Source organism: Microcoleus sp. Pol11C2, assembly GCF_036701505.1.
GTDB lineage: Bacteria > Cyanobacteriota > Cyanobacteriia > Cyanobacteriales > Microcoleaceae > Microcoleus.
The window spans coordinates 1-23,418 of sequence record NZ_JAUBQX010000075.1 but is presented as its reverse complement, the minus strand read 5'-3'; the positions used below and the strand labels follow the sequence as shown (position 1 = coordinate 23,418).

At 44.8% G+C, this 23,418-nt stretch carries 21 protein-coding genes; 2 read left to right on the top strand and 19 right to left on the bottom strand.

The features are described 5' to 3' along the window. Positions 1–1,014 precede the first annotated feature (1,014 nt). The 16 genes from QUA42_RS25865 to QUA42_RS25790 form a co-directional block, all read right to left on the bottom strand. A complete protein-coding gene (locus QUA42_RS25865) occupies positions 1,015–2,604 on the bottom strand; it encodes a bifunctional DNA primase/polymerase (RefSeq protein ID WP_333141325.1) in 1,590 nt (529 codons plus the stop codon). 722 nt (positions 2,605–3,326) lie between these two features. Beyond that, positions 3,327–3,464, bottom strand: a complete 138-nt coding sequence (locus QUA42_RS25860; RefSeq protein WP_333141323.1) for a hypothetical protein — start codon at positions 3,462–3,464, stop codon at positions 3,327–3,329. 22 nt (positions 3,465–3,486) lie between these two features. Continuing rightward, positions 3,487–3,828, bottom strand: coding sequence for a hypothetical protein (locus QUA42_RS25855; RefSeq protein ID WP_333141321.1), 342 nt, complete (start codon positions 3,826–3,828; stop codon positions 3,487–3,489). A 62-nt stretch (positions 3,829–3,890) separates the two neighbouring features. Next, positions 3,891–4,226, bottom strand: coding sequence for a hypothetical protein (locus tag QUA42_RS25850; RefSeq protein WP_333141319.1), 336 nt, complete (start codon positions 4,224–4,226; stop codon positions 3,891–3,893). A gap of 422 nt (positions 4,227–4,648) precedes the next feature. Then, positions 4,649–7,624 (bottom strand): DNA cytosine methyltransferase, encoded by a 2,976-nt coding sequence (locus tag QUA42_RS25845; RefSeq protein WP_333141317.1) that lies wholly within the window; start codon positions 7,622–7,624, stop codon positions 4,649–4,651. An 80-nt stretch (positions 7,625–7,704) separates the two neighbouring features. Next, the gene (locus QUA42_RS25840) at positions 7,705–7,932 is read right to left on the bottom strand and encodes a DUF6753 family protein (protein ID WP_333141315.1); all 228 of its coding nucleotides are present in this window, start codon (positions 7,930–7,932) and stop codon (positions 7,705–7,707) included. A 236-nt stretch (positions 7,933–8,168) separates the two neighbouring features. Continuing rightward, positions 8,169–9,026 (bottom strand): hypothetical protein, encoded by an 858-nt coding sequence (locus QUA42_RS25835; RefSeq protein ID WP_333141313.1) that lies wholly within the window; start codon positions 9,024–9,026, stop codon positions 8,169–8,171. Positions 9,027–9,329: 303 nt separating this feature from the next. Next, positions 9,330–9,974 (bottom strand): tyrosine-type recombinase/integrase, encoded by a 645-nt coding sequence (locus QUA42_RS25830; RefSeq protein ID WP_333141311.1) that lies wholly within the window; start codon positions 9,972–9,974, stop codon positions 9,330–9,332. Positions 9,975–10,074: 100 nt separating this feature from the next. Then, on the bottom strand, positions 10,075–11,727 hold the full coding sequence (locus tag QUA42_RS25825; protein WP_333141309.1) for a bifunctional DNA primase/polymerase: 1,653 nt from the start codon (positions 11,725–11,727) through the stop codon (positions 10,075–10,077). A gap of 625 nt (positions 11,728–12,352) precedes the next feature. After that, the gene (locus tag QUA42_RS25820; RefSeq protein ID WP_333141307.1) at positions 12,353–12,544 is read right to left on the bottom strand and encodes a hypothetical protein; all 192 of its coding nucleotides are present in this window, start codon (positions 12,542–12,544) and stop codon (positions 12,353–12,355) included. Between the two features lie 501 nt (positions 12,545–13,045). Continuing rightward, the gene (locus QUA42_RS25815) at positions 13,046–14,005 is read right to left on the bottom strand and encodes an IS110 family transposase (RefSeq protein ID WP_445301372.1); all 960 of its coding nucleotides are present in this window, start codon (positions 14,003–14,005) and stop codon (positions 13,046–13,048) included. Between the two features lie 34 nt (positions 14,006–14,039). Beyond that, positions 14,040–15,623, bottom strand: a complete 1,584-nt coding sequence (locus QUA42_RS25810) for a bifunctional DNA primase/polymerase (RefSeq protein ID WP_333141303.1) — start codon at positions 15,621–15,623, stop codon at positions 14,040–14,042. Positions 15,624–16,278: 655 nt separating this feature from the next. Continuing rightward, entirely contained in the window at positions 16,279–16,401 is a 123-nt protein-coding gene (locus tag QUA42_RS25805; protein WP_333141301.1) for a hypothetical protein, read from the bottom strand. Positions 16,402–16,992: 591 nt separating this feature from the next. Then, the gene (locus QUA42_RS25800; protein ID WP_333141299.1) at positions 16,993–17,427 is read right to left on the bottom strand and encodes a hypothetical protein; all 435 of its coding nucleotides are present in this window, start codon (positions 17,425–17,427) and stop codon (positions 16,993–16,995) included. 221 nt (positions 17,428–17,648) lie between these two features. After that, positions 17,649–17,996: a hypothetical protein gene (locus QUA42_RS25795; RefSeq protein WP_333141297.1), complete on the bottom strand. Its 348-nt coding sequence runs from the start codon at positions 17,994–17,996 to the stop codon at positions 17,649–17,651. A 446-nt stretch (positions 17,997–18,442) separates the two neighbouring features. Continuing rightward, entirely contained in the window at positions 18,443–18,781 is a 339-nt protein-coding gene (locus QUA42_RS25790; RefSeq protein ID WP_333141295.1) for a hypothetical protein, read from the bottom strand. 470 nt (positions 18,782–19,251) lie between these two features. Here QUA42_RS25790 and QUA42_RS25785 point away from each other — a divergent pair, with 470 nt between their 5' ends. Then, positions 19,252–20,718, top strand: coding sequence for a tetratricopeptide repeat protein (locus tag QUA42_RS25785; RefSeq protein WP_333141293.1), 1,467 nt, complete (start codon positions 19,252–19,254; stop codon positions 20,716–20,718). A gap of 225 nt (positions 20,719–20,943) precedes the next feature. Here QUA42_RS25785 and QUA42_RS25780 read toward each other — a convergent pair whose 3' ends face one another. The 3 genes from QUA42_RS25780 to QUA42_RS25770 all read right to left on the bottom strand — a co-directional run bounded on the left by QUA42_RS25780 (position 20,944) and on the right by QUA42_RS25770 (position 22,993). Then, complete coding sequence (locus tag QUA42_RS25780; protein ID WP_333141291.1) at positions 20,944–21,810, bottom strand: hypothetical protein; 867 nt, start codon at positions 21,808–21,810, stop codon at positions 20,944–20,946. A gap of 524 nt (positions 21,811–22,334) precedes the next feature. Further along, positions 22,335–22,643, bottom strand: coding sequence for a hypothetical protein (locus QUA42_RS25775; protein ID WP_333141289.1), 309 nt, complete (start codon positions 22,641–22,643; stop codon positions 22,335–22,337). A gap of 32 nt (positions 22,644–22,675) precedes the next feature. Further along, positions 22,676–22,993 carry a hypothetical protein gene (locus QUA42_RS25770; RefSeq protein ID WP_333141287.1) on the bottom strand — a complete coding sequence of 106 codons (318 nt, stop codon included), beginning with the start codon at positions 22,991–22,993 and terminating at the stop codon, positions 22,676–22,678. Positions 22,994–23,206: 213 nt separating this feature from the next. On the opposite strand from QUA42_RS25770, the gene QUA42_RS25765 reads away from it, so the two are divergent. Beyond that, the coding region (locus tag QUA42_RS25765) for a hypothetical protein (RefSeq protein WP_333141285.1) at positions 23,207–23,418 on the top strand (212 nt) is incomplete at its 3' end.

The following is a 23,418-nucleotide window of genomic DNA, read 5'->3' as shown; positions in this document are numbered from 1 at the left end:
ACTGAAAATGGCACACCATTAATTCTTTATGATTGCGAAACGTCTAACCCTAACACAGACCAAAGATGGACAATGACAAACAGATGATTTATCCAAAATCAACTATCTGTGGGGGGGAGGTTAGAAAGTATTTCCCTCCCAGCGAATCTAATCAAGATAACCGCATATCCTGACTCAGGACGTGGAACCACTAAGGTCATTGAAATAGTGTCAAGCGCGTGACACACAAGTTTAAGTGTCCTCAGCCGGACGGGCAGGCGGCTATTTTTCCGACGGTCTTCTAATTTTTTTCACTTCGACAAAGACTTAACAGCCCGTCGAAAAAATCCCGCTAGGGTTGAGGCGGGGATACCCAAATTTTCCCACTCACTCCAAAACCTTGTTCTAGGCGGGGATACAGGGAAGAGTTATGGTACTCTACCCCTGAGCTTATTTAGGTAGCCATCCTAGATAAGATTTCCGACATATTATAATAACCAATACTCATCCAGACACAGACTCCAATTATGGTTATGATAGCCGCCCAACGGCGAGTTTTTATTGGGTGAGCGAGGATCATTGCTAGTAATAAAGCTGTTAGACTAAGTGCAGCAACAATCAAATGCCCTTTGTCATATACTAAATAAAGTAGCGTAAGAGGACCAGCTAACGCTCCTGCTATCCAAACTGGAACTAATATCATATAACCAATATTATAAAATGCAACGTGCAAAATTATTATTACGCAGCATACTAAGATTGTTGGTAGAAGAACAGATAAACGTCTTGGCATAAGTTATAGGGAATTTAAGAAGGACAAATCTAGTTTACAAAAAAGGCGATCACTAATTGCACAAAAGTCAAAGCACCAGATAATGCCAGTTAGTCTTAACTTGCTGGGAAATTAGCGATCGCGTCTACTCCGGAGGTTGCGAAGGAAATTCCGCTGATTGCGAGAGAAGTTCCGCGCAAGAGTAGTTGATTTGGGGTGGATCTTAGAAAGTCTGTCCCGGTAATCTCGTGGTTATTGCTGAGCTATGATCGTTTTTGCTTTTCCCTCTCCTGGTTTTTTTGGCGATTTTCTTTCTTTGAAAAATCTTCTTCAAAACCTTTTGATAAGGAAAAGTTATTCTCTAAATCCCCCGGCGAGATTTTCAAAACCAATAACTTCTGCTTATGAATCGCAGCCCGACGGCGACGAGCAGACACCAGGCGATGATTTAGTAAATAAATGTTGGGATGTGGCTTGTACCAATCGCCCCCCAAGAGAATTAAGCCATCTTCACGGCAGAAGTTAGCCGGCATATTTTGCAAGAGCGGAAGACGCTCAAGCAGTTGCTTTTTAGAAATCGGGGGCAACTCCGAGCGGAACTTCCGCACCGGAGAAGCAGCCAGCCGATAACTATTTGAAAGGTGGCGGCTAACAGTGCTCGAAGATAAACCGCGCAATTGTGCGATCGCTTCTTGACTACCGCCGTAGAATTTAAACCCCGATTCGCAAAAAATGAACCGCTCACTTCTTCCCAGTACCCGCGCCAGGTTATCGCAGGGGTGCGTAGAAGCGGTCATTATTTGCGTCGGAGTGCGGAGGCCGGAAGGTTCCCCCGGCTTTATTTGCTCGATTTCTTCCCGCCGTTGGAGGTGGAAAGACGATCGCTGCAAATTCTGAGCTTCCACCTCGGTAGCGATGAGATGGATATTTTTTAAAGAGTCAATATTTATAGAAGCGACGGGGCCCAGTTTATCAATGCCCGAAAGTGCGATCGCTTTTTCCAAACTCGAATAAAATACTGTAATCCAGACACCGCGCTGCTTATAGCTTCTTATTAGTCCTGAAGATTTAGCCGCAGAAAGCAACTTCCTGATGTGTCCAGGGGAACGCTTAAGTATCAAGCTAGCGGCATTCAAAGAAAATTTACCCACGCCCGAACCCTTAGAGTAGCCGGAGTTCTGCCAACGGGACACATCAAAACGACGGGCCAGGAGCCAGGGCAACATCTGGCGGCCAAAGTAGGGGAACAGTCGCACGGGGAACCGGACTAAATCAAGCTCATCAAGCCCCGCATACTCGCTATGCCAGCTTTCACATAAGTTAATAAGCCACTCAGGAGCGCACACCGGGGGAAATTGAGCCGGGTTATTTATCCATTGATATGGCTTGAGTGTAGAGGGATGAATGCTTGGCGGTAACACGCTTTGAGTTCCCAACCACCGGAACTCTAAAAATTCCTCAGCTCCATCAGCATCAACCACACCCGTGGCAATTCTAAGATTGCGGAGACGCGACCAATCTTTTTCGGGAACAGAGAATAAACACTGTTTACGCCCAGGGCGACCGCTACTCCAGCTAGTTGTTTGAGAGAAAATATCAAGATTATTTTCCCCAGACAATTTAGATAAAAGTTGTAGGGCAGAGTCACCGTCAAAGTCTATGGCTAACAGACCCTTACCCAATTTCACCCCAAACCCTGTAGCTTTGCCGGCTTCAATTTGACCAACAATTTCAGAGGGATGATAAATTTCAGTGATCCATTTTTTATGGTAAGGTCGCTTCCCACAAACGGGTACTAGCGGCCAACTGAACATCTCACTTGAAAAGTGATGCCTCAGTGAGTTACTATTCATACTAGATTGTTTGGTCTTCCGACCATATCCAAAAGCCGCTGTTCAGGTTCCAATTGATTCAGCGGTTTTTTGGTGTTTGTAATTGCTGGAGGATTTTGGGTGCTGTTTTTCAGCATCACAATAGGAACCGCTTTTAGCCGTCAAAGCAAGAATATGACGATAAAAGCTAGCTCTCCCGTGCGAATGGGAAATCCTCCAGCTTGTTTACATTGGTGTGTTGCATCCTTCGCACGCGCAGCCTTCCGATGCTGCCTGTTTCTCCGGGCTCTGTTAGACCCGCCTTCCATCAACCTACCTTGAGAGATTTCTTGAGCCCCTGTCACGCACAACTCAATACTCGCTACATCAAGACATTTCTAGGGTTGCCTTCTGGATTCGTCGCACTCACGCACAACTAGGACTCCACCAATCGCCTATTAGGTCTTTTTTTTATCCAGATAACCTGGCAGCCACCTACATCGACACTTGAATCGAGTAGCCAGGACAGTTTTATCTAATTTTGATTTTACCCCCCCACCAACGTTTTTAAAAAAGGAAAAGTAAAACTCAAATTTTTGCCAATGGTTAGGTCAATCTTTTTGGGGTTGACAATATACCATTAGTTATTCTGTTTTGGGGAGTATACCGGGTATCACTCAACCCGGTTGATTTACCCTGCGAGCGAGCGGTCTATCGTGGCCGGGGAGGGCGGGCCAGAGAGCTGTCCCCCCCGGCCCACGTTCTCATAGTCCCTGTTCCTCTACTAAGCGTTTGTACTCAGCCTCTGCTGCTTTGTACTTGGGTGAACCGCCTTTAGTTACGCCCCACACTTCAAGAATTATTTTGGCTTTATTCCAGCCTTCCTTTTTGAATTGTAGCACTCGTTTAGCACGTTTTTTGGACTCACCCTCCTTCAATCATTTGTAAAATCGCTTCTATGTCTGCAAGGGTGACTGAGGATTTTTTACGCTTGGCTCGAAACCTACTAAGAATCTTTGCTGCGTCGGGTAAAGTTTTCTCTGAGAATTCACTGGCAGGCGCTGATTTTTTGTCCTCTGCCACAGACGCTGCAAGTCTTTTTATCAGGTCTGACACTTCCGATTCGGATTTTGCTAAAGCGGACTCGGTAGCTTCCAACTGTTCCAACAATTTATCCCCTCGGCTTTCCTCAGTCTGAAGTCGCGATCGGGATTCTTCCACTTCTCGCTCCAGCCTTTCGACGACTACGTTACTGTTTTCTAGCAACGTGTCATAAGTAGTTTTAGCCTTTTCTAATTCCAGCCTGAACGATTCATCGTTGCCCTCGTTCAGGCTCTCAATTTTCCCAGGCGTTTTTCAATCCCCGCTAATTTAGCCGCTAGTTTATCGTCTAGCAGCTTGTCTAGTTTATCGTCTAGCAGCTTGTCTAGTTTATCGTCTAGCAGCTTGTCTAGTTTATCGTCTAGCAGCGGTTCAATATTTACTACTGTCGATGTTGGGCGGGTTGCTTCAAATTTTGGGCTAGGATTGACGACTGCTTGCTCTAAAGTTCTTACTACCCAAGCATTTGCGCTTAAACCCTCTGCTGCTGCTACTTGCTTTATTGTTTCGAGCAAGTCACGGCGTCCGTCTAATCTTAAGTTAAGCTGGCATCTGTCTATCATGTCTAGCACCTGTCTAGCTATCAATAGATACATAGTAGCATTGTGTCTAGCATTTGTCTAGTAATTATTGCCAGACAAATAGTAGCATCTCGTCTAGTAATCGTCTAGCGGTGGTGGCGGCTATTTTTCCGACGGTCTGAAACCGAGTTTTTCCTTTCAGCAGAAACTTAGCAGACCGTCGAAAAAATCCCGCTAGGGGTTTAGACGGCGAAAGGGTGATTTTCCCGCTCAGTCCAAGACCTTGTTTTAGGCGGGGAAACTGCTATTTCCTCAAAAATCTCCTTATTTAACCGTTAAGAATAGCGGAAGATTACCTTTGCATTACCAGCCAAGCTTTCCTTCCTTCCCTTGCACCATATTGGTTAGAGATTTGTAAGCGAAAAAAAATAAATACTAAGCAAGACTTTGCCAATACTTACTTTTCAACAAAGCATTGCTAAACGCTCCTCACAAAGCCAATTAATATCTTCCATTATTACTTGTGGGTTAGACCAATCATTACGAAAACCTGGAGCCAGTTGAAAAGCTTCACCTACTAAATTAGTCAACTTTATACCATAAAAAGGTCCATAACCAGGAATAATGATTGAACCTACCAATTCTTTTTTGCTTTTTGCTGGTTTTCCATATTGAGCAATCACATCAAGAAGAAAATACCTCCTAACGAGAAAACGCCTATCTTCTTGGAGCAAGAGGTTACCATTAACTTCAAAAATTAAATTTCGCTCTAAAGAAGTTTGCAAACATCTATTTATCTCTAAATCTGAGTATCCTGAATTTTGAAGAATTTGCTTGGTATGGTCTTTATCCCCATCTGACCTTGCAATAGCTTGCTCTAATGATAAAGGTACTAAAAAGCCTATCTCCTGTAATTCTCTTCGCAGTCTAACCGCTGCGCTTCTTACTTGGAAAAATGAGGTTGTTGTAGGCTTTGATAATAACTTTTTCAAATCACCATTAAGGGAAGAGAAATAACCTGCTCCATCTACATATTCAATAAAACGAGCATCTGGTATAAACCCACGAACATAATTTCGTGAAGTTTCTGTTTGATCTATATTTTTGTGAGAAACACTACCAGAATCACCCGCATAAAACTGACACTGTACAAATATTCTAGGTTTCCAACTGAATGTTTTAAATGGTAGTACAAAATCATAGGCGCGAGTTTTTTTAACTTCACCTAACTCTTCTGGCTTCGCATCAGTAGGATCTAGTAGTTCTTGTTCTGGCTCAAGCTGCTCAGTTTCTTTGATTGCAATTTTTGTTGCTTCAGGCTCAACGATTACGTCTGTCTTATTGAAGTCAATGCCTTCTTGAAGTCCCCACTCTGTAAATCTCTCCCTTAACAACATCTCTGGTTTGTGTCCACCTGAAGCTGAAACTGAGCCTCTAACTTGAAAAATAATAAGAGGAGCAAGTAAATCACGCTCCTTCTGGAACTGTTTCAAGATTATATAGCTATGACCAATGCTCCATAGCTGAGATACGCAAGACTCATCTTTCAAAATGAATTTAACAAACTCCTGTAAAAGTTGTTGTTGCAAATTTTTATTAACTGATAAATCAGCAACATTTTTCATATAAGCGTCTGCCTTCAATACTCTAGGAATTTTCTTATGATAAACTAAACTTTTTCCCTGACTCCTCCTTATAGCTGGTAAAGATTCCCAACCAGCTTCATCTCTTAAATAAAGGGGTAATTGGCATTTGCTATTATTGTCTGACTTTCCAGTTACCAAGAACAAAACTGTAGCGAGCGCTTCAAGATATTTCTGTGCTTCTTGCTCATTTTTATTTTGAATAAGCTCAATAAAAGTATTAGCTATGGCAATAGCTTGGCATGAGTCTAGCTGATTAAAATTGCTTGTCGCTGTTGCTAATGATTCAAAAATTTCCACTACGTTATTCATTACTAGCTGAAAACGTCCGCTATCTTGAATTTCTCCTAAAGATGGAGTAATCCAGACATCAAATTCTTTGAGCTGGGTTTCTAAATCTAGCGCTATAGTAGGTACTTTCATGGTTGGATACATTAAAGTTTGGAACAGGGAAGTCGAGGGATCTTTCTGCAAAATAGAAAGATTTTTTGAAGAACTACGAATATAATCTAACGTAGCTTTTGCAAATAGTTTTGATATCGGAGGAGGTACAGCATTCCCAACTAGGCGGTATCCACTAACAAGATCGAGCTGAGAGCTACCCTCTGTAAAAATAAAAATGTCTGGAAACCCTTGGAGGCGGGCGCACTCTCGTAATGAGAATGGTCGATCTTTGAGGGGGTGCAAGAAATAGCGCGGATTATAAAAGTTAGTAAGAATAGTGGGTGACGGTTCATTCCAAAACGGCTTTTTAAATAAACCTGAACAGAACATTGCCCCTTTTAAATCATACTTGCCGTCTTTTTGCTTCAAATAACCTTTAGACATTAGGGACTTTAACTCTAGTTCAATATCCGTAAGTTGCGAAAGCATTTCAATTTCTTTAGTGGGTATAGGATTTCCATTGGGGATTGCCCCGTACTTTTTATGACGGCGGTGCTTTCCTATATTTTCAAGAATAATACGCTCTCGTTCAGTAACTTCTCCAAAAAACTCTGGTATTTCCCAAGTATAAACAGACGAAGAAGAGTGCCTAACATTACAAAGCTTTTGTCCTTGCTTTATACTTTTAAATATAAATTTATAAGTTTTCGGCCAATTAGTAGTAATTTTATGATCTGGAACTTTACTATCAAGCTCAAGTAAATCTGAAATGGCATCTTTAATTGTCAAAACTGGTTTTAATTGCCTAGAACTAATTTCGTCATCATTCAACTCATTAAACAGCTTATATTCTCCATTTCTTGCTTTGATTTCATAAGTAGGAGATGGAAAACGGAATGTATTTTCTGCTTCTTCTGGAACACCAACAAAGAACGTTCTTCTTCTGTGCTGTGCAACTCCAAACCATACAGTATCTAGAGTACGATATTCGACTCTATACCCAATCTGTTTAAAGTCTTCTATAATACATTTTAAATAATTTCCTTTAAAATTTTGATTAATTCCATCTACATTTTCCGCAATAAAAATTGCAGGTCGCAATTTATTTACTGCTCGCCACATCTGTGTATACAGTGTATTTCTCGTATCATTCTCATTTTTGGGGCCGGCTTTAGAGAAACCTTGACAGGGAAAACCGCCTAAAACTACATCACAGTGTCCTAACTGCTTAATATCTTCATGAAAATCGCTAGATGTAACATCTCGCAAAAATACATTTTGATCTACATTTCTTGAATAACAGTCAACCGCAGCAGCATCACTATCGCAAGCATATATTAGCTCAAAGCCAAGCTCTTTAAAGCCAATATCTAAACCTCCACAGCCGCTAAATAGACTTACAACACTGAACATTACTTGACTACCAATCCTTTAATTATTTTCATCATCGTAATCATTTTAAATTTGTTTGGTTTATATCGCAATTTAAACGCCTAGCGCTTGACATCTTTCTTATATTCTAGATTAGTTAGGCTATTGGAATTCCACCTCATCAAATTCCGAGCAAACTTCCCCTCAGCGCTAGTCTCCCACCGAAAAGCCTCCACCTGCTCCTGCTTCAATAAACCGTTTTCCCCCGCGTAAACTCTCTTTGCGACCAAAGTTAGCCATCCTATCAAAGCACCAATACCCAAAGCCGTCAACAAAATACCCACCGCCACCACCAAAGAACGGTATTTTCCCGCCTAGGACGTGGAAGCAGCGCAGCTACGTCAGAATATGTGAGTTTGCAGACGTAACCGACTGGGACTGTTACAGGTCTATCAAAATAATTCCATCTTCTGAGCCTGGGCTTGAACTGGTAAAGCTTTCGTAAGTCTGCTTTGTTACTCATTACCGTTTCCATAAATGGCTAGCACCTCTATCTCACCATTTATGGGAACGGGAGCCAAAGGCTTCAAACCGTTTCTATTTGAAGAGAGGGGCTTTCAATAAACCTAATAAACTGCTTTCCTAATTCTGTAGTTTTGCTTTTTTGACTATATGAACGATTATTCTTAAGGAGAGTATCAATATTTTCCCGGTGCTTAAAGGTTTTCATTTTTATCTCTTTTTCTCCCTTTTTTTTTGGTCGATGATATCCAAGAGAATGCTGATAACTAGGAGAAGTTACGGGCATAGCAAATCCCATCCTTTGCAAATATATATCATCATCATCTTCTTCTGTAGTGTATTTTTCTGTTAAACTTATCAAACCCCTGTCTGCCAAGTCGTTCAAAACCTGATTGTATATAGCCCTATTTTCCTCCAACCTAGGAAAATATCTATGTAATTCCTCTAAGGCATACCTATCCAGGTAATGAAGATGCTTTAAAGTAGAAATATGAAGTGCAGTAAAACCATCAATCCAATTGAGAAACATCGCTAAAACATCATCCTCTAGGGATATGGGAATAGATGAATTGAGGACTATATTCCTTAAAGCCTCAAGTTTTTGCTCCTTATGAGTGCGACAAGCTATCTGAGATGCATGGAGAAAAGTTGTCACAAAAACGGGACTTTCAAAATCAACTGATTCGATTTTAAATTTTAGCGTCTCTAATTCTTGGACTAAAATTTCTAAAAATTTATAAGTCCTTTGCGTTGCCGGAGGGACAATATAGCTATCAAAAAAGCCTACCGCTAATGACCCGACTGCTGGTACAGAGCTAACGACTGCTTTGAGAGCATTATAATTTTTGTCAGAATTATCGCTATTAAAGGCCGCTTTAAGTTTTTCTCCGAGCGAGTCTTGATTTTGAGGGCTGTTGCTCATAATTGCTTTTTACAAAAGGATTTATCAAGCGTAGCGTTCGCTCTTAAAAAACTGATTAGGGTTTTCCGTATTGTTAAGACTCGGCTGTCACGAACTCAAGTCCCAAATCATTGCTTATTACCATTAACTCCGCATAAGCTGGCCCCAGGACTTGCAACTGCTCCAGCTTTATCAGGTTAGAGACATAAGCTGACCCAGCTTTTAAAACCGTTACAACTTCATTAAGCCGCCTGCAATAAATTTATAAGTAACTACTAGGTAACGACTGGTTGCCTAGTAGTTACATAAGCGATTATGTAACAGTCAGTCGTCCCAAAACCCATCAAAACGGTGCGGTGCTAGCTGGGTGTACCGGACTGTGTGGTGGATGTTGGCGTGTCCCAGATAATCTTGAATCGCCCTAGTGTCTATGCCTTTAGCCGCCAAATAGTACCCGCAGCCATGCCGAAGCATATGGGGATGTACCGGGAACTGAAGCTCAGCAACCTCCCCCGCCTTCTTAATCATCTTCCTTGCCGCGTCTGGAGTCATTGGCCCGCCCCGCTCCGATACAAACAGGTAAGGCGAGTCAGGAAAATCTCTTTGCAACTGCCTGAGCGATCGCATCTCTTCCCCAGCCAGCGGGTGAACGCTAGGACGTGAACCCTTGAGCCGCCTAACGTGGATGTGAGCCGTCTTGAGATTGATTTGTTGCCAGCGCAAGTTCACCAGCTCCGATATCCGCAACCCGTGTCTGTAACCCATCAGAATTAGCGTAGAGTCCCGATGTCCCCAGCGCCCTTTCCGAGCCGCCTTAATCATCGCCTCCACCTCATCCTCAAACAAATACTCCCGATCGCGAACTTCCAAGTATGTCCTCCTGTTGGAGCTAGTTTTTGGGGGTGGCGAAACAGACTCTCTAACTTTCAGAAGTCGAGGGCCGCGCTTGGGAAACGGAATGACAGTCATTTGACACCTAAAATCAGCCCCAACATTCTAACTATTGGGAGAGATGTTAGAAAGTCCGTCCATGCCTCAACAGTAAGCCGAAATTTCGGACTCTTTCGGCTTACTGTTGAGGCATGATCATTTTTGCTTTGCCTTGTTCCGGTTTGTTATTAAAATTTTGTCGGCGATTGGATATTGGAGTTGGGTACTCTTCTGCCTTTAAATCAAAGCTTGATAAGAAAGCCTTATCCTCTAAATCCCCCCGGCCGGCGGAAATTTTCAATAAACAAATGTTATCGGTTGGGGCAGCCTTGAGGGCCCTCCTTCGGCGGCGGGCCGATATCAACCGGTAGTCCAGTAAATAGACGTTACAGTGTGGCTTCCAGTAGTTGTCTTTGATCCAAAACAACCCATCCTCAGCGCACAGCTTTGGCGGCATATTCTGGAGTTGGGGCAACTGCTGGAGCAACTGCTTTTTAACAATTGGCGCCGCGTCCTGGCGGTATCCCCGAACGGGTGTCGGCTTCAACCGATACTTATTTGAGAGATGCCGGCTCACGGTTGCGGGGGAGATTCCCCGCAGCTTCGCGATCGCCTCTTGGCTTCCGCCGTAAAAGCGGAACTCCGAAGTACAATAGACAAACCGATCGCCCTTTCCCAGTACCCGCGCCGGATAATCGCAGGTGTGCAGGTCGATCGGTTTAACTATTTGACTTGGATTTAGCTGGGGGTTCCCGCCCTCAGCTTTGATTTGCTCGATTTCTTCTTGCCTTTGGCGGTGCATAGAAGCTCGCTGCAAAGCTTGCGCTTCCACTTCTGTAGCGATGAAGTAGATATTGGATAGCTGATCAATATTTATGGCGGCGATCGGGCCGAGTTCCTCTAACCCGGCCAGTGCGATCGCTTTTTCGAGGCTGGAGTACCAAACGGTAATCCAGCCTTTGCACTGTTTGTAGTTCCTGATTAGCCCGGAAACTTTAGCCGCGCGCAGCAGTTTTCGGATGTGGCCGGTGCTGCGGTTCAGGATGCGGCTAGCGGCTAAAAGTGTGAAACTGCCCACGCCGCTGCCTTTGTTTTTGCCGCCGTGACTTTGCCGGGAATTATCGAAGCGACGGGCTAGCAGCAACATTGTCAGAGGGCGACCGAAATGCTTGTATAGTCGGGCGGGGAAGCGGATTAAGTCGAGTTCTTCCTCGCCGCCGTACTCGGTGTGCCAATTTTCACAAAGCGAAATCAACCACTCTGGAGCGATCGCCGGGGGATGTTGCGCGGGGTCGTTGATCCAAGTGTAGGGCTGACCTGTTAGCGGGTGAAGGCTCGGCGGCAGGACGCTTTGCCATCCCTGCCATCTAAGCTCGAGCCCTTCTTCCTTGCCGTCATCTCCCGTAACTCCGGTGCCAATCCGTAAATTACGCAGTCGCGGCCAGTCTTTCTCTTCAACCCGAAATAGACACTGTTTGCGTCCAGGGCGGCCGCTAGTCCAGCTAGTTGTCGTGGCAAAATCTTGTAGACCGTTTTCCCCGGCGAATTTCTTGAGCGCGTCGGCCGCCGAATTGCCGTCGAAGTCGATCGCCAACAGTCCCTTTCCCAGCTTCACCCCGACACCCGTAGCTTTGCCAGTTTCAAGTTCGGTGAGAATCTCTGAGTGAGAGAAGTGCCGATCGACCCATCCCTTTTTATAAGGTCGCTTACCCCGGAGGGGCACGCGCGGCCAACTTTCCGGGATGCGGGTTTGGCTTTGGCTAATGCAAACCATTTGCCAAGCACCCGCCAAAACAAATATTTAATTGAGTTGAATTTTTGGTAACACTGCTATCTAGCCCTGGGGAGTAGGCTAGCAAAAGCACAGACTCAGCAAAAGAGCTTGCTGTGTTTGAGATATTCATGATAGATTGAACTTAAGTTTATATTGGTCAAACCCCCATAAACCCCAACCAGCAGCCAGTTTTTGAGAGTGGACTGCGGTCAAGGTTTCCCGGGGGTTTTTCATTGGCTATTAACATTAGCTGTTAATTAGCTATCCCGATAATATCATGAGTTTTGAATTGATGCCAGAGGTTTTTTTACAAACCGTTCCCACAGAGAGAATCTACTCATCTAGACAGTTAATATTAGGAATTAAAATGCTTTTTTCGGAATAAGTAAAAAGCACCAATTCTCAAATAAAAATTCTGATACAAAAACGCATAATCTTTACTTGATAACGGTTTTACCTGGCATTTCTGCTACGGTTGCAGAATCATTTCAAGCTTGACTAAAAAAGCTTTCTTGTACGCTTGTCAATTCAGCTATTAGCTCCATCACTAAAATTAGAGGCAATGACTGGGAAAAGGTACTCTTTTTTTAAAAGAGCAACCTTTTGTTTACAAAGCGTTACAACTAGCTAAGCGAACACAAGGCTACAGCGCACTGTCAAGAATCCTCAGCAGGTATTCCCGTTCCAGTCGCAGCCGCAAGCGCACTTGGTTCGGGGATAGACCTGTCTGCCGCGCCAGACGATCGACCAAGGAGGGAAAGGGGTAGTACGTGGGGCGATCGAGAATTGCTTCGCGGCTGCGAGCTTTGAGTTTTGGGTAGAGGATTAGATTCATGGATTTACAAAGGGTTAGTGCGATACTACGTTTGCTAACTTTGGCGAAACCTAATAGGTTTCACTAGGGATTTTGTTAAATTCGCAATTTACTTAATCGCTAGAACCATTACCAGGCTTAGATTTGAGGTTTTTGGCGGTTTTGACGATGCGCTAACGGCTGGAATCCTTACAGAACAAGGGTTCTGTAGTAAAGTTTTTTGCCGAACCCTAGGGTTGTGCAAAACCTTTTACCGATGAACCCTTTAGAATGACGCTGCATATTGCTAACTTTCCCGGAACCTAATAGGTTCCAGTAAGAGAAACGCTTAACAACGAGGCTGTATAAGGCTTTCAAATTTAGCTGACTGGCAGTTTTCGAGCATTTTTAATCAAGTATTTCTACTTACTGCTTTAGGTGTATACCGGGTATCACCTAACCCGGTTCGATCGAGCGGCAGTCGCGGCCGGGGGGCGGGCCACAAGAGCTGTCCCCCGGCCCACGTTCTTCGTCTGACAAACTTTAATTGTCTAGCTCCGCGTCTAGTGCAATGTTTGGCATTATGTCTGCACCGTCTACATTGCTGTCTACACCAGAGCCTACAATCTCTTTGACTAACTCCCGCCAAAGCATTCGGACAGCTTTAGCCGCCAAACGCGATCGCACAAGTTTAATGGGCTGCCCATTCTTGCACTCCAGATAATACGCAGACAATTTCTCCCCGATCGGACTGCGAAGCCGAGCTTGAGTTGGTTCGATGCGAGTAAAGATCCACTGCCACAAAGCAACCCTGCAAACGTCGCTCCCCGACTGGTAAGATTTTTTCTGCTCGTCACCCGACCAGGCACGAGTCGGAGCTACGCCCAGGGTTTTCATAAAACGCCGCTCGCTGTACCGCTTCTTCGTTGGTTTTTTGGAATTGCGACCGCGAGAAATTTTGACCTCTGGCTTGCCGTTGTCTCCAAAGAAATTTTCAATGGGGTAAATCTGGCTGAGAATCAACGCCTGGACGCGGAGTCCAAAACCAAATTGGGTGAAGACTTTGCGATAAGGGAGAAAGCGAACGTCAGAATTTACCAGCCCAAAAAGCTCCAGCTCGATTTTGCGCTCTTGGAGCTGGAGGTCACAGAGCATTTTAGCGGCGAAGCGAGTCTCCTCAATAAGGCCGCTCCCTACAGTGGCCGCATAAAGGCGATCGTACTTTGCAGAGTTCCGCTGCCCAGCAATCCACCCCCACAACAGTGGTGCGTCCCCAGATGCCCCTACAACAGACCGGACGTTCATCACTTCAGGGAACTGCCAAGCCAAGTCCTGGCGCAACCGATTGATGATGGGCGACTGAACACGGTTGTAGTGAGACAGGCGAAAACACAGCTCCCGAACCCGAACAATTGTACTGTCGCGTATCTGAAGAAATCGCCGGGGTAAATGATGGTAATCGAAGTAGAAGCTAGAGAGTGTGTCCCACCTGTTTGATGTAATTTAGGACACTTTTTTGTTTACTGCTGAGCTATGATCATTTTTGCTTTTCCTTGTCCTGGTTTTTTGGGGAGTTTTTTTTCGATGAAGAATCTTCTCTCACAACTTTTGATAAGCAAAACTTATTCTCTAAATCCCCCGGCGAGATTTTCAAAACCAATAACTTCTGCTTATGAATTGCAGCCCGACGGCGACGAGCAGACACCAGGCGATGATTTAGTAAATAAATGTTGGGATGTGGCTTGTACCAATCGCCCCCCAAAAGAATTAAGCCATCTTCACGGCAGAAGTTAGCTGGCATATTTTGCAAGAGCGGGAGACGCTCAAGCAGTTGCTTTTTAGAAATCGGGGACAACTCCGAGCGGAACTTCCGCACCGGAGAAGCAGCCAGCCGATAACTATTTGAAAGGTGGCGGCTAACAGTGCTCGAAGATAAACCGCGCAATTGTGCGATCGCTTCTTGACTACCGCCGTAGAATTTAAACCCCGATTCGCAAAAAATGAACCGCTCACTTCTTCCCAGTACCCGCGCCAGGTTATCGCAGGGGTGCGTAGAAGCGGTCATTATTTGCGTCGGAGTGCGGAGGCCGGAAGGTTCCCCCGGCTTTATTTGCTCGATTTCTTCCCGCCGTTGGAGGTGGAAAGACGATCGCTGCAAATTCTGAGCTTCCACCTCGGTAGCGATGAGATGGATATTTTTTAAAGAGTCAATATTTATAGAAGCGATCGGGGCGAGTTTATCTAGCCCTGCAATTGCGATCGCTCTTTCCAAACTCGAATAATAGACTGTAACCCAGTCCCCGTGTTGCTTGTAGCTTCTTATCAACCCCGAACTTTTAGCCGCAGAAAGCAGCTTCCTGATGTGCCCAGGACTGCGATTCAATATAAGACTAGCGGCCTTCAAAGTAAATTTACCGACGCCCGAACCCTTAGAACAGCCGGAATTTTGCCAGCGAGACACATCGAAACGTCGAGCGAGGAGCCAGGGCAACATCTGGCGGCCAAAGTAGGGAAAAAGCCGCACTGGAAATCGGACTAAATCAAGTTCATCAAGCCCCGCATACTCGCTATGCCAGCTTTCACATAAGTTAATAAGCCACTCAGGAGCGCACACCGGAGGAAATTGAGCCGGGTTATTTATCCATTGATATGGCTTGAGTGTAGAAGGGTGAATGCTTGGGGGTAACACGCTTTGAGTTCCCAACCATCGGAACTCTAAAAATTCTTCAGCTCCATCCGCATCAACCACACCCGTGGCAATTCTAAGATTGCGGAGACGCGACCAATCTTTTTCGGGAACAGAAAATAAACACTGTTTACGCCCAGGGCGACCGCTACTCCAGCTAGTCGTTTGAGAGAAAATATCAAGATTATTTTCCCCAGACAATTTAGATAAAAGTTGTAGAGCTGAGTCACCGTCAAAGTCTATGGCCAACAGACCTTTACCCAATTTCACCCCAAAACCTGTAGCTTTGCCGGCTTCAATTTGACCAACAATTTCAGAGGGATGATAAGTTTCAGTGATCCATTTTTTATGATAAGGTCGCTTCCCACAAACGGGTACTAGCGGCCAACTGAACATCTCACTTGAAAAGTGATGCCTCAGTAAGTTAGTATTCATACTAGATTGTTTGGTCTTCCGACCATATCCAAAAGCCGCTGTTCAGGTTCCAATTGACGCAGCGGTTTTTTGGTGTTTGTAATTGCTGGAGGATTTTGGGTGCTGTTTTTCAGCATCACAATAGGAACCGCTTTTAGCCGTCAAAGAAAAAGATATGACGATAAAAGCTAGCTCTCCCGTGCGAATGGGAAATCCTCCAGCTTGTTTACATTGGTGTGTTGCATCCTTCGCACACGCAGCCTTCCGATGCTGCCTGTTTCTCCGGCCTCTGAATCGCCGCCTTCCTCCAACCTACCTTGATAAGGTTTCTTAGCCTCTGTCACGCACTGCTAATACTCACTTGTCCAAGACATCTCTAAGGGTTATCTTCAGGATTAATCCTACTTACGCAGGATTAGGACTCCACCAATTGCCTATTAGGTCTTTTGTCCAGATAACCTGGCAGCCACCTGACTCACACATGAATGAGCCAGCCAGGACAGTTTTATCTAATCTTGATTCTACCGCTGCACCGAGCGCAATCATCGGGAATGGCGGTTATTTTTCCAAAGTTCCGACCGGAAGCTGGTAATTTTTGCGGAGCTTGCTAGCGGAACTTCGGAAAAATCCCGCTAGAGGGTAGAGTACCTTGAGCCTTTCTGCTGGATGGCAAAATTCAAGGAAAAGCTGCAAAAGTTTTGTCACTAACCAAGACTTGCTCATCCCCACGCATGACCTTATCAGCCAGGTTACGCGCATCTTTTTTAGCGAAAAAATCTTCCAATTCTTCTTCAGACAAGCTGTGGGTAGGATGCCCCGAAGTGATTACAGGAGGAGTTAACCAGGGTAGTCTCCCCTCATTCCGATCCATATATCGCGCCACTTCCAGTATTTCATCCAGTAATGTTACAGGTAGGCGTACCAATTTTGTCCGCCCGTGTTTCCAGCAACCACCTCCTCCAGCCCCTGACCTCGCCCCCCCACGCCCACTTTTACTTTTTTCGTTACTTTTCTTCATCTTAAAACCAAAAAATGTTACAGCTTCAAAAATGGCTGCATCTGTCTAGAGATATACCTTCCCTCTATCTTAATGTGTATATTTTCTTTTGTTTAGTGACCGGGTATCACTCAACCCGGTTGATTTACCCTGCGAGCGAGCGGGTAATCGTGGCCGGGGAGGGCGGGCCAGAGAGCTGTCCCCCCCGGCCCACGTTCTCATAGTCCCTATTCCTTTACTAAGCGTTTGTACTCAGCCTCTGCTGCTTTGCACTTGGGCGATCCGCCTTTAGTTACGCCCCACACTTCAAGAATTATTTTGGTTTTATTTCAGGCTTCCTTCTTGAATTGTAGCACTTGTTTAGCCCGTTCTGATTCTAATTCCTTTTGGGGTTTACCCTTCAATCATCTCCAAAATTGTCTCAATGTCTGCGAGTGTTACCGCTGACTTCTTACGCTTGGCTTTGAGCCTGTTTAATAAATCAGCAGCTTCTGGTAGCTCAATTTCAGCGCGTCGGGTCTGGTACAGCTCAATCCTCATGTCACTCACTAAATTCTGAAGTCGCTTACATTCACTCTTCAATCGCTTTATTTCATCAGTTGAACCGCTTGTATCACGCGATTGAAACTGTTTTGTATCTACTTCGGAACCACGGCGACTATCGGGTGTGTCACGCGGTTCGATTTTTTTGTCAAGTTGTCGGGCATACTGGAGAGTAGCGTCAGCCAAAGCGATCGGAACTCGAATAGTGCGAGTCGGGCCGCTATGCCAAGCAGCTTTAAAGCGGGAATCTTTGATTGAGTCTTCGTGTCCTTTAGGGTTTGGCATAACAAATGAATCCCGTGTGTCAAGCGTTTCATTTACCATAACAGTCATGCTCAACATTGTCAAGCGCGTGACACACGGATTTTGATGTCCTCAGCCGGACGGGCAGGCGACTATTTTTCCGATGGTCAATTTCTTAATTGTGACTACGAAAAAGACAATGGCAACCAATCGTAAAAATCCCGCTAGGGGTTTAGGCGGGAAAATGCTCAATTATTAGTTTCCTATCTAACCCTAATCGTGTGTGTCACGCGGTTGGTGTGTTCAATAGTTGGCTGTACATCTCCCTTCATAGTCGAAAGCATCAGGAAAATCCATTCCGACTCTTCCAAACTGTAGATTGTTAACTTTGTTTCTGCTTCAGTCCTGCTTTCTCCGGGTTCATCCTTATCCCATTCCCAAGCGCGCTCGTAACTTTCGCACAATTTCTTTATCTCAATGCTCTCGGGTAAAGCCTCATAGGCAACTGTAAGGATGAACCCTCCACCCCCGTCTCGTTCTATCCCTTCCCTAATTTTTTGCAGAGTAGCCTGTTTTTGTGCCACAGTCCTAACTTCATCTTTATCCTTCATGCTCTATCCCCAATTAATTCTGCCAAAATCCACCTTATAAAGATCTAACACCCCCAACTGCTACAGCTTTATCAAAAGAGCCATATTTTTTGAGCCAGAAACTAGAACCGCTAAGGTTATAAAACAGGTTCAAGCGCGTGACACACGATTTTTGATGTCCTCAGCCGGACGGGCAGGCGGCTATTTTTCCGACGGTCTTCTAAATCTTTTTTACTTCGGCAAAGACTTACCAGCCCGTCGAAAAAATCCCGCTATGAGTTAGGCGGGGATAACCCCAATTTTCCCACTCACTCCAAAACTTTGTTCTAGACGGGGAAAGGGTAGAAGTTAGAGAGTAGGGGTCTTATGTAAGACACAGTTGTAAGACAGCCTTAGTCACTGTGAAGTTAATACCATTTCCATAAATGGATACTTGCCGTTTTCATAAACGGCAGAATACCTTTAATCTAAGGGTTTCCCCCTAGCACTGCGTCATAAGGTCGGGGTTTTGCGTTTTTACCACCTAGTACAGCATCAGTAGGTTTAGGTTGAGGTTCCTCTTCTGGCAGTGGGTGGGAATAATAGAGCCATTCTTTCTTACGGTGTCCAGGCCATAGAGGAGAGAAGACTATGTGTTGATTGCGGTACTTCCACCAGCGCTGTCCATTGCAGTCAATAAAGCTCTGCCCTTCTATCAATTTCCGCAGTTGACCTTGAGTTGCCAACCCACTCCCGATAATTGTTGCCTCGGTTTCTTCTTGTAACCAAGCTTTGAACTTTAAATTTTTTTGAGTGATAAAGGGCATGATGATTTCTCCTTACCATTTTTATAAACGGATGGCAGTGCTGTTTTAGGCACTAAAAGCCAGTTTTTATTTTGTATCAGATCTCAATACAAAATGCTGAAACCTATGTACGGTAATAGCTGAAAAAACTATTTTTATGTTGGGATGCGAGGTCAAAAAAGGCAATCGCCTCCGAGTACAACCCAAGGGGTGCAGGTTACAGGGTGAGGTATATGGGATTGCAGGCTGAGGTTAGGTATTTTTAAGCGCTGTCATCAATACTTATTCCCCAACCCAACCATTAGAAGCGCTACAGCTTCATCAGGATAGCCGATTTTTCCCACCTAAAGCTTCTAACCTTTGCCACTACGTTAGAAAACTCTAATTTTCTGACAGACAGCCTCCAACTCTTGCCACTATATCGAATGTTTGCTGGTTGCATCTTGGCGCAACCAACCTTACTTCTTCCTGTATTTACGCTAAGCGAGCTAGTGATTAAAATTGACAAAAATACGAAAGGGGTGGCTATGTTCGATCGCACTCAATGGGTTTTGGCTAGTATGTCGATCGCACTTGCGGTTCAGCTAAGTCAGCCACTGGCAGCAGCCGTGCCCGTTGGCAAAACCGTAAAAACAGCACAAACTAACAGTAGCGAGGCTGCCCACAAAGCTTTCAAAGAAGGGGTACAACTATCCCAGCAAGCAACGGCAGAATCTTCAAGAGGTGCGATCATCAAATATGAAGAAGCATTAAAACTGTATCGGGCAGTAGGCGATCGCCGCGGGGAAGCCAACACCCTCAACAAAATCGGCGCCTACTATTATTGGGAAAACAAACAGAAAGCCCTAGAGTATTTGAACCAGTCCCTGACCCTATTTCGGGCAGTAGGTGATCGCGGTGGGGAAGCCAAAACCCTCAACAACATCGGCAGTGTCTACAATGATTTGGGAGAAGAACAGAAAGCCGTAGAGTATTATAACCAGTCCTTGACCCTGTATCGGGCAGTAGGCGATCGCCGTGAGGAAGCTCTCACTCTCAGCAGCATTGGCTTTATCTACTCATATTGGGGAGAAAAACAGAAAGCCCTAGAGTATCACAGCCAGTCCCTTCCTCTGTATCGGGCAGTAGGCAATCGCCGTATGGAAGCTTTCACCCTCACCAAAATCGGCAGTATCTACGATGATTTGGGAGAAAAACAGAAAGCCTTAGAATATTATAATCAGTCCCTGCCCCCGACTCGCGCACTCGGCCATCGCCGTGTGGAAGCTAACACCCTCACCAGCATTGGCAGAGTCTACGCAAATTTGGGAGAGAAACAGAAAGCGCTACAGTATTACAACCAGTCCCTGACCGTTTTTCGGACACTCAGAGATCGCAGTGGTAAAGCTAACACCTTCTTCGATCACAGTGGTGAAGCCAACCTTCTCCTCGACATCGGCTTAGTTTACTCAAATTTAGGAGAGAAGCAGAAAGCGCTAGAGTATTTGAACCAGTCCCTGACTCTATTTCGGGCAGTAGGTGATCGCGGTGGGGAAGCCAAAACCCTCAACAACATCGGCGTAGTCTACGCAGATTTAGGAGAAAAACAGAAAGCGCTAAAGTATTACAACCAGTCCCTGCCCCTGAGTCGGGCAACAGGGGACCGCCCTGGGCAAGCTCGCACCCTCAATAACATCGGCAAAGTCTACTCTGATTTGGCAGAAAAACAGAAAGCCCTAGAGTATTACAACCAGTCCCTGACTCTGAAACGGCCTGTAGGCGATCTCCCTGGACAAGCTTTCACCCTCCTCAACATCGGCTTTGTCTACTACGATTTGGGAGTAAAACCAAAAGCAAGAGAGTATTACAACCATTCCCTGGCCTTGTTTCGGGCAATAGGTGATCACCCTGGGGGAGCCCTCACTCTCCTCGGCATCGGTTTTGTCTACTCATATTGGAATAAAAGTAAAAAGCGCTAAAGTATTACAGCCATTTCCTTTCCCTAATACGTGCAGTGGTTTGAGCCCTAACGAGAAATTACAGTATTCTTGCCTAGCTGTACCGCTTTTAAGCCCTTGGTTAGATATGGCGCATATCCTAACGCCTAGGACTGCTACAGCTTCATCAGGATATAGAGGTATCCTGACCCAAGGCTTAAAGTTACCTAAAACTTTCTGCAACCTTTATATGTAACCGCTAATTATTTACCAATCCATTGTGTCACGCGGTTCAAGCTCCAAAGCATTCTCTTGATTTTCTACCGCCGGAGAATTCGGGACAATTAATCCATGATGGTTAGCCGCTTCCTCCCAATTATTTCCATACATTACTTTCAAGAAACGAATGTCTACTAACGTGGAAGGCTCGACTTTCGGGGGAATGGCTTCTGGATTAGCCAAAGCCTCTGAGTACATCTGTTTAAACTCCTTCAAATACTCAATTCCATGTTTATTAAGCCAAGCCTCTTTGCTAGCTATCTTGAACGAACATTCTTCAATTTTCTTTAAACAAAACTTTTCAAAACTCTCTCTCTGTCCTTCTGGGAGAGTCTGAAGTAAGTTTGAGTAAGTCTGAATAGTCTGAGACGTTTTAGAACCCTTTCCTGGCAAGACTTTCAGCTTTTTAGTGTCCGATTTTTCGGAGTGAGAGTCCGATTTTTCGGAGTGAGTGTCCGATTTTTCGGAGTGAGTGTCCGATTTTTCGGAGTGAGTGTCCGATTTTTCGGACTTTTTCGTCGGCGTACAAAAATTGCTAATCTGAACGTCTGCGTGTGTGAAGCTAAACCAACCCATCCTTTGAAATTTGGCGACCGCAGTATGATATACGCTTTTGCTAACTCCAGTCGCCAGTAAAATCTCAGCAACTTTGACTTTGGCGGGTCTGTCGCCAAATCGGTCAAGTTTGAGGAAATAGAAGAAAAGCTTTGATTCGACCTTGCTCAGACCGTACTCGATAATCTGGTCTACAACGTCATCTTTAATTTGAACGTAAAGCTGTTTAGGCTCTGGGCAGAGAGTAAGATTTGCGCCAGTGGTGGAAATGGAAGCTTCGATCGCAGTACAATATGACATAGGTTTGTGCTCGCCCCTAAGCGAGTTAATATCCAAAAGCCGTCACGGAACAGTTCCAATTGATACGTGACGGTTTTTGGCGTGTATAGGTTGATTGTAGAAAATTTAAGCACACCAAGCTGGAACCTGCGTTAGGTCAAAAAGAAAATATTGACTTTGCTGCCAAATCTTGGTTGAGGTTATTTGATTCTAACGCTGGAGTGAACACGTTTTAATGCTTCTATTTAGAAAGCCTCAATTTTGAAATTCCATACTATACCACATAGATGTTTATTTTTGTTGTTATACCGGGTATCACCAGACCCGGTGCCGAGCGCGGCTGGGGGGGGCGGGCCATAGCCCGGCTGCTCCCCCCCAGCCCACGTTTTCATCAATACTCTATTAAGCGTTTATACTCAGCCTTTGCTGCTGTGTATTTTCGATTTTCGTGGAAATGCTGTGCTTTCAATTGTAGCACTCGTTTAGTCGATTTCCTTCTTTTAAGCATTCTCCCCTCTATCAATAACTGGTAAAGTTTTGTGTCCTCAGCTTTGGTCGAGCAGTTCCAGCAGCGCCTCAACATCTGCTAATTCCACCTTAGATTTTTTCCGCTTGGCTCGAAGCTTGCTCAACATCATTGCCGCGTCAGGTGTTAATTTCTCAGAAAGTGTGGCGGCCGGAGCAGAATTTTGCTTTAGCTCGCAGAGTTGCGACTCAATTTCCTCTCGATCGGCGCGTTCTGTTTCGAGTTGCGATCGAGCTTCCGCTAATTCCTGAATGAGTTTTTCCCTTTCAACTTCGCAGTTACCTAACTCCATCTGTAACTGCTGGTTGGTAGCGCGCACTGCTTCCAATTCTTGCCTGAGCGATTCATTATTGGAATCGCTCAGGCCCGCTGTTTTCCCGGCAATTCCTCCACAAGAGGTACAAGAGGTAGAAGAGGTATGTTACCTATGTCATTAGGTATGTTACTACCAGATTGAAGTGTGTTACCTATGTCATTACGTATGTTACTAATGTACTGAGGTATGCTACTTTCTTTAGTGTGCGATATCCCGAAAAATTCAGCCAATGCAGCATTCACCCCAGCGCTAAACATGGTTCCTTTCTTAGATTTCAGCCCTCGTTGCTCGCAAAATGAAATTAGCGCTTGCTCAATTTCAGGTGCGAGATAAACGGCGATATGTTTCTTGTCAGTAGTCATAGTATGTTACTCTTTTAGTCCCATACCACGGTACCATACTATTTAAGAAGATAACATACCCGCTATGGGTTTCTCGGAAGAAAATCTGGAAAGAAATATGTTGAAAGATTCCGGATATTCAACTTAAGTGGCATATTATGGAGAAATAATCTGTATAAGTAGTAAATTTCTGACTTTTTCTCAATTTCTTTCTAACCTTAAGGCAATTTAACAATGAACCTGAAAAAAATTCTGTGCTACAGTGCCATTTGCTTAACGGTAGTTTGTGCTTATGCAAGCTCAGGAGTTTTTGCACAACCAGCTCGTGGGAGGCTTATTAGGAACCAATTGTCTGGCAGATGCCTTGACGTATCTGGATCTTCGGGTACTGAAAATGGCACACCATTAATTCTTTATGATTGCGAAACGTCTAACCCTAACACAGA

What these genes read in the sequence shown, in the direction of transcription:
- QUA42_RS25865 (WP_333141325.1), bottom strand. Translation starts at nt 2,604, where the DNA reads ATGAATAGTAACTCACTGAGGCATCACTTTTCAAGTGAGATGTTCAGT.
- QUA42_RS25850 (WP_333141319.1), bottom strand. Translation starts at nt 4,226, where the DNA reads ATGATAGACAGATGCCAGCTTAACTTAAGATTAGACGGACGCCGTGAC.
- QUA42_RS25845 (WP_333141317.1), bottom strand. Translation starts at nt 7,624, where the DNA reads ATGTTCAGTGTTGTAAGTCTATTTAGCGGCTGTGGAGGTTTAGATATT.
- QUA42_RS25835 (WP_333141313.1), bottom strand. Translation starts at nt 9,026, where the DNA reads ATGAGCAACAGCCCTCAAAATCAAGACTCGCTCGGAGAAAAACTTAAA.
- QUA42_RS25830 (WP_333141311.1), bottom strand. Translation starts at nt 9,974, where the DNA reads ATGACTGTCATTCCGTTTCCCAAGCGCGGCCCTCGACTTCTGAAAGTT.
- QUA42_RS25820 (WP_333141307.1), bottom strand. Translation starts at nt 12,544, where the DNA reads ATGAATCTAATCCTCTACCCAAAACTCAAAGCTCGCAGCCGCGAAGCA.
- QUA42_RS25810 (WP_333141303.1), bottom strand. Translation starts at nt 15,623, where the DNA reads ATGAATACTAACTTACTGAGGCATCACTTTTCAAGTGAGATGTTCAGT.
- QUA42_RS25800 (WP_333141299.1), bottom strand. Translation starts at nt 17,427, where the DNA reads ATGCCAAACCCTAAAGGACACGAAGACTCAATCAAAGATTCCCGCTTT.
- QUA42_RS25795 (WP_333141297.1), bottom strand. Translation starts at nt 17,996, where the DNA reads ATGAAGGATAAAGATGAAGTTAGGACTGTGGCACAAAAACAGGCTACT.
- QUA42_RS25790 (WP_333141295.1), bottom strand. Translation starts at nt 18,781, where the DNA reads ATGCCCTTTATCACTCAAAAAAATTTAAAGTTCAAAGCTTGGTTACAA.
- QUA42_RS25780 (WP_333141291.1), bottom strand. Translation starts at nt 21,810, where the DNA reads ATGTCATATTGTACTGCGATCGAAGCTTCCATTTCCACCACTGGCGCA.
- QUA42_RS25770 (WP_333141287.1), bottom strand. Translation starts at nt 22,993, where the DNA reads ATGACTACTGACAAGAAACATATCGCCGTTTATCTCGCACCTGAAATT.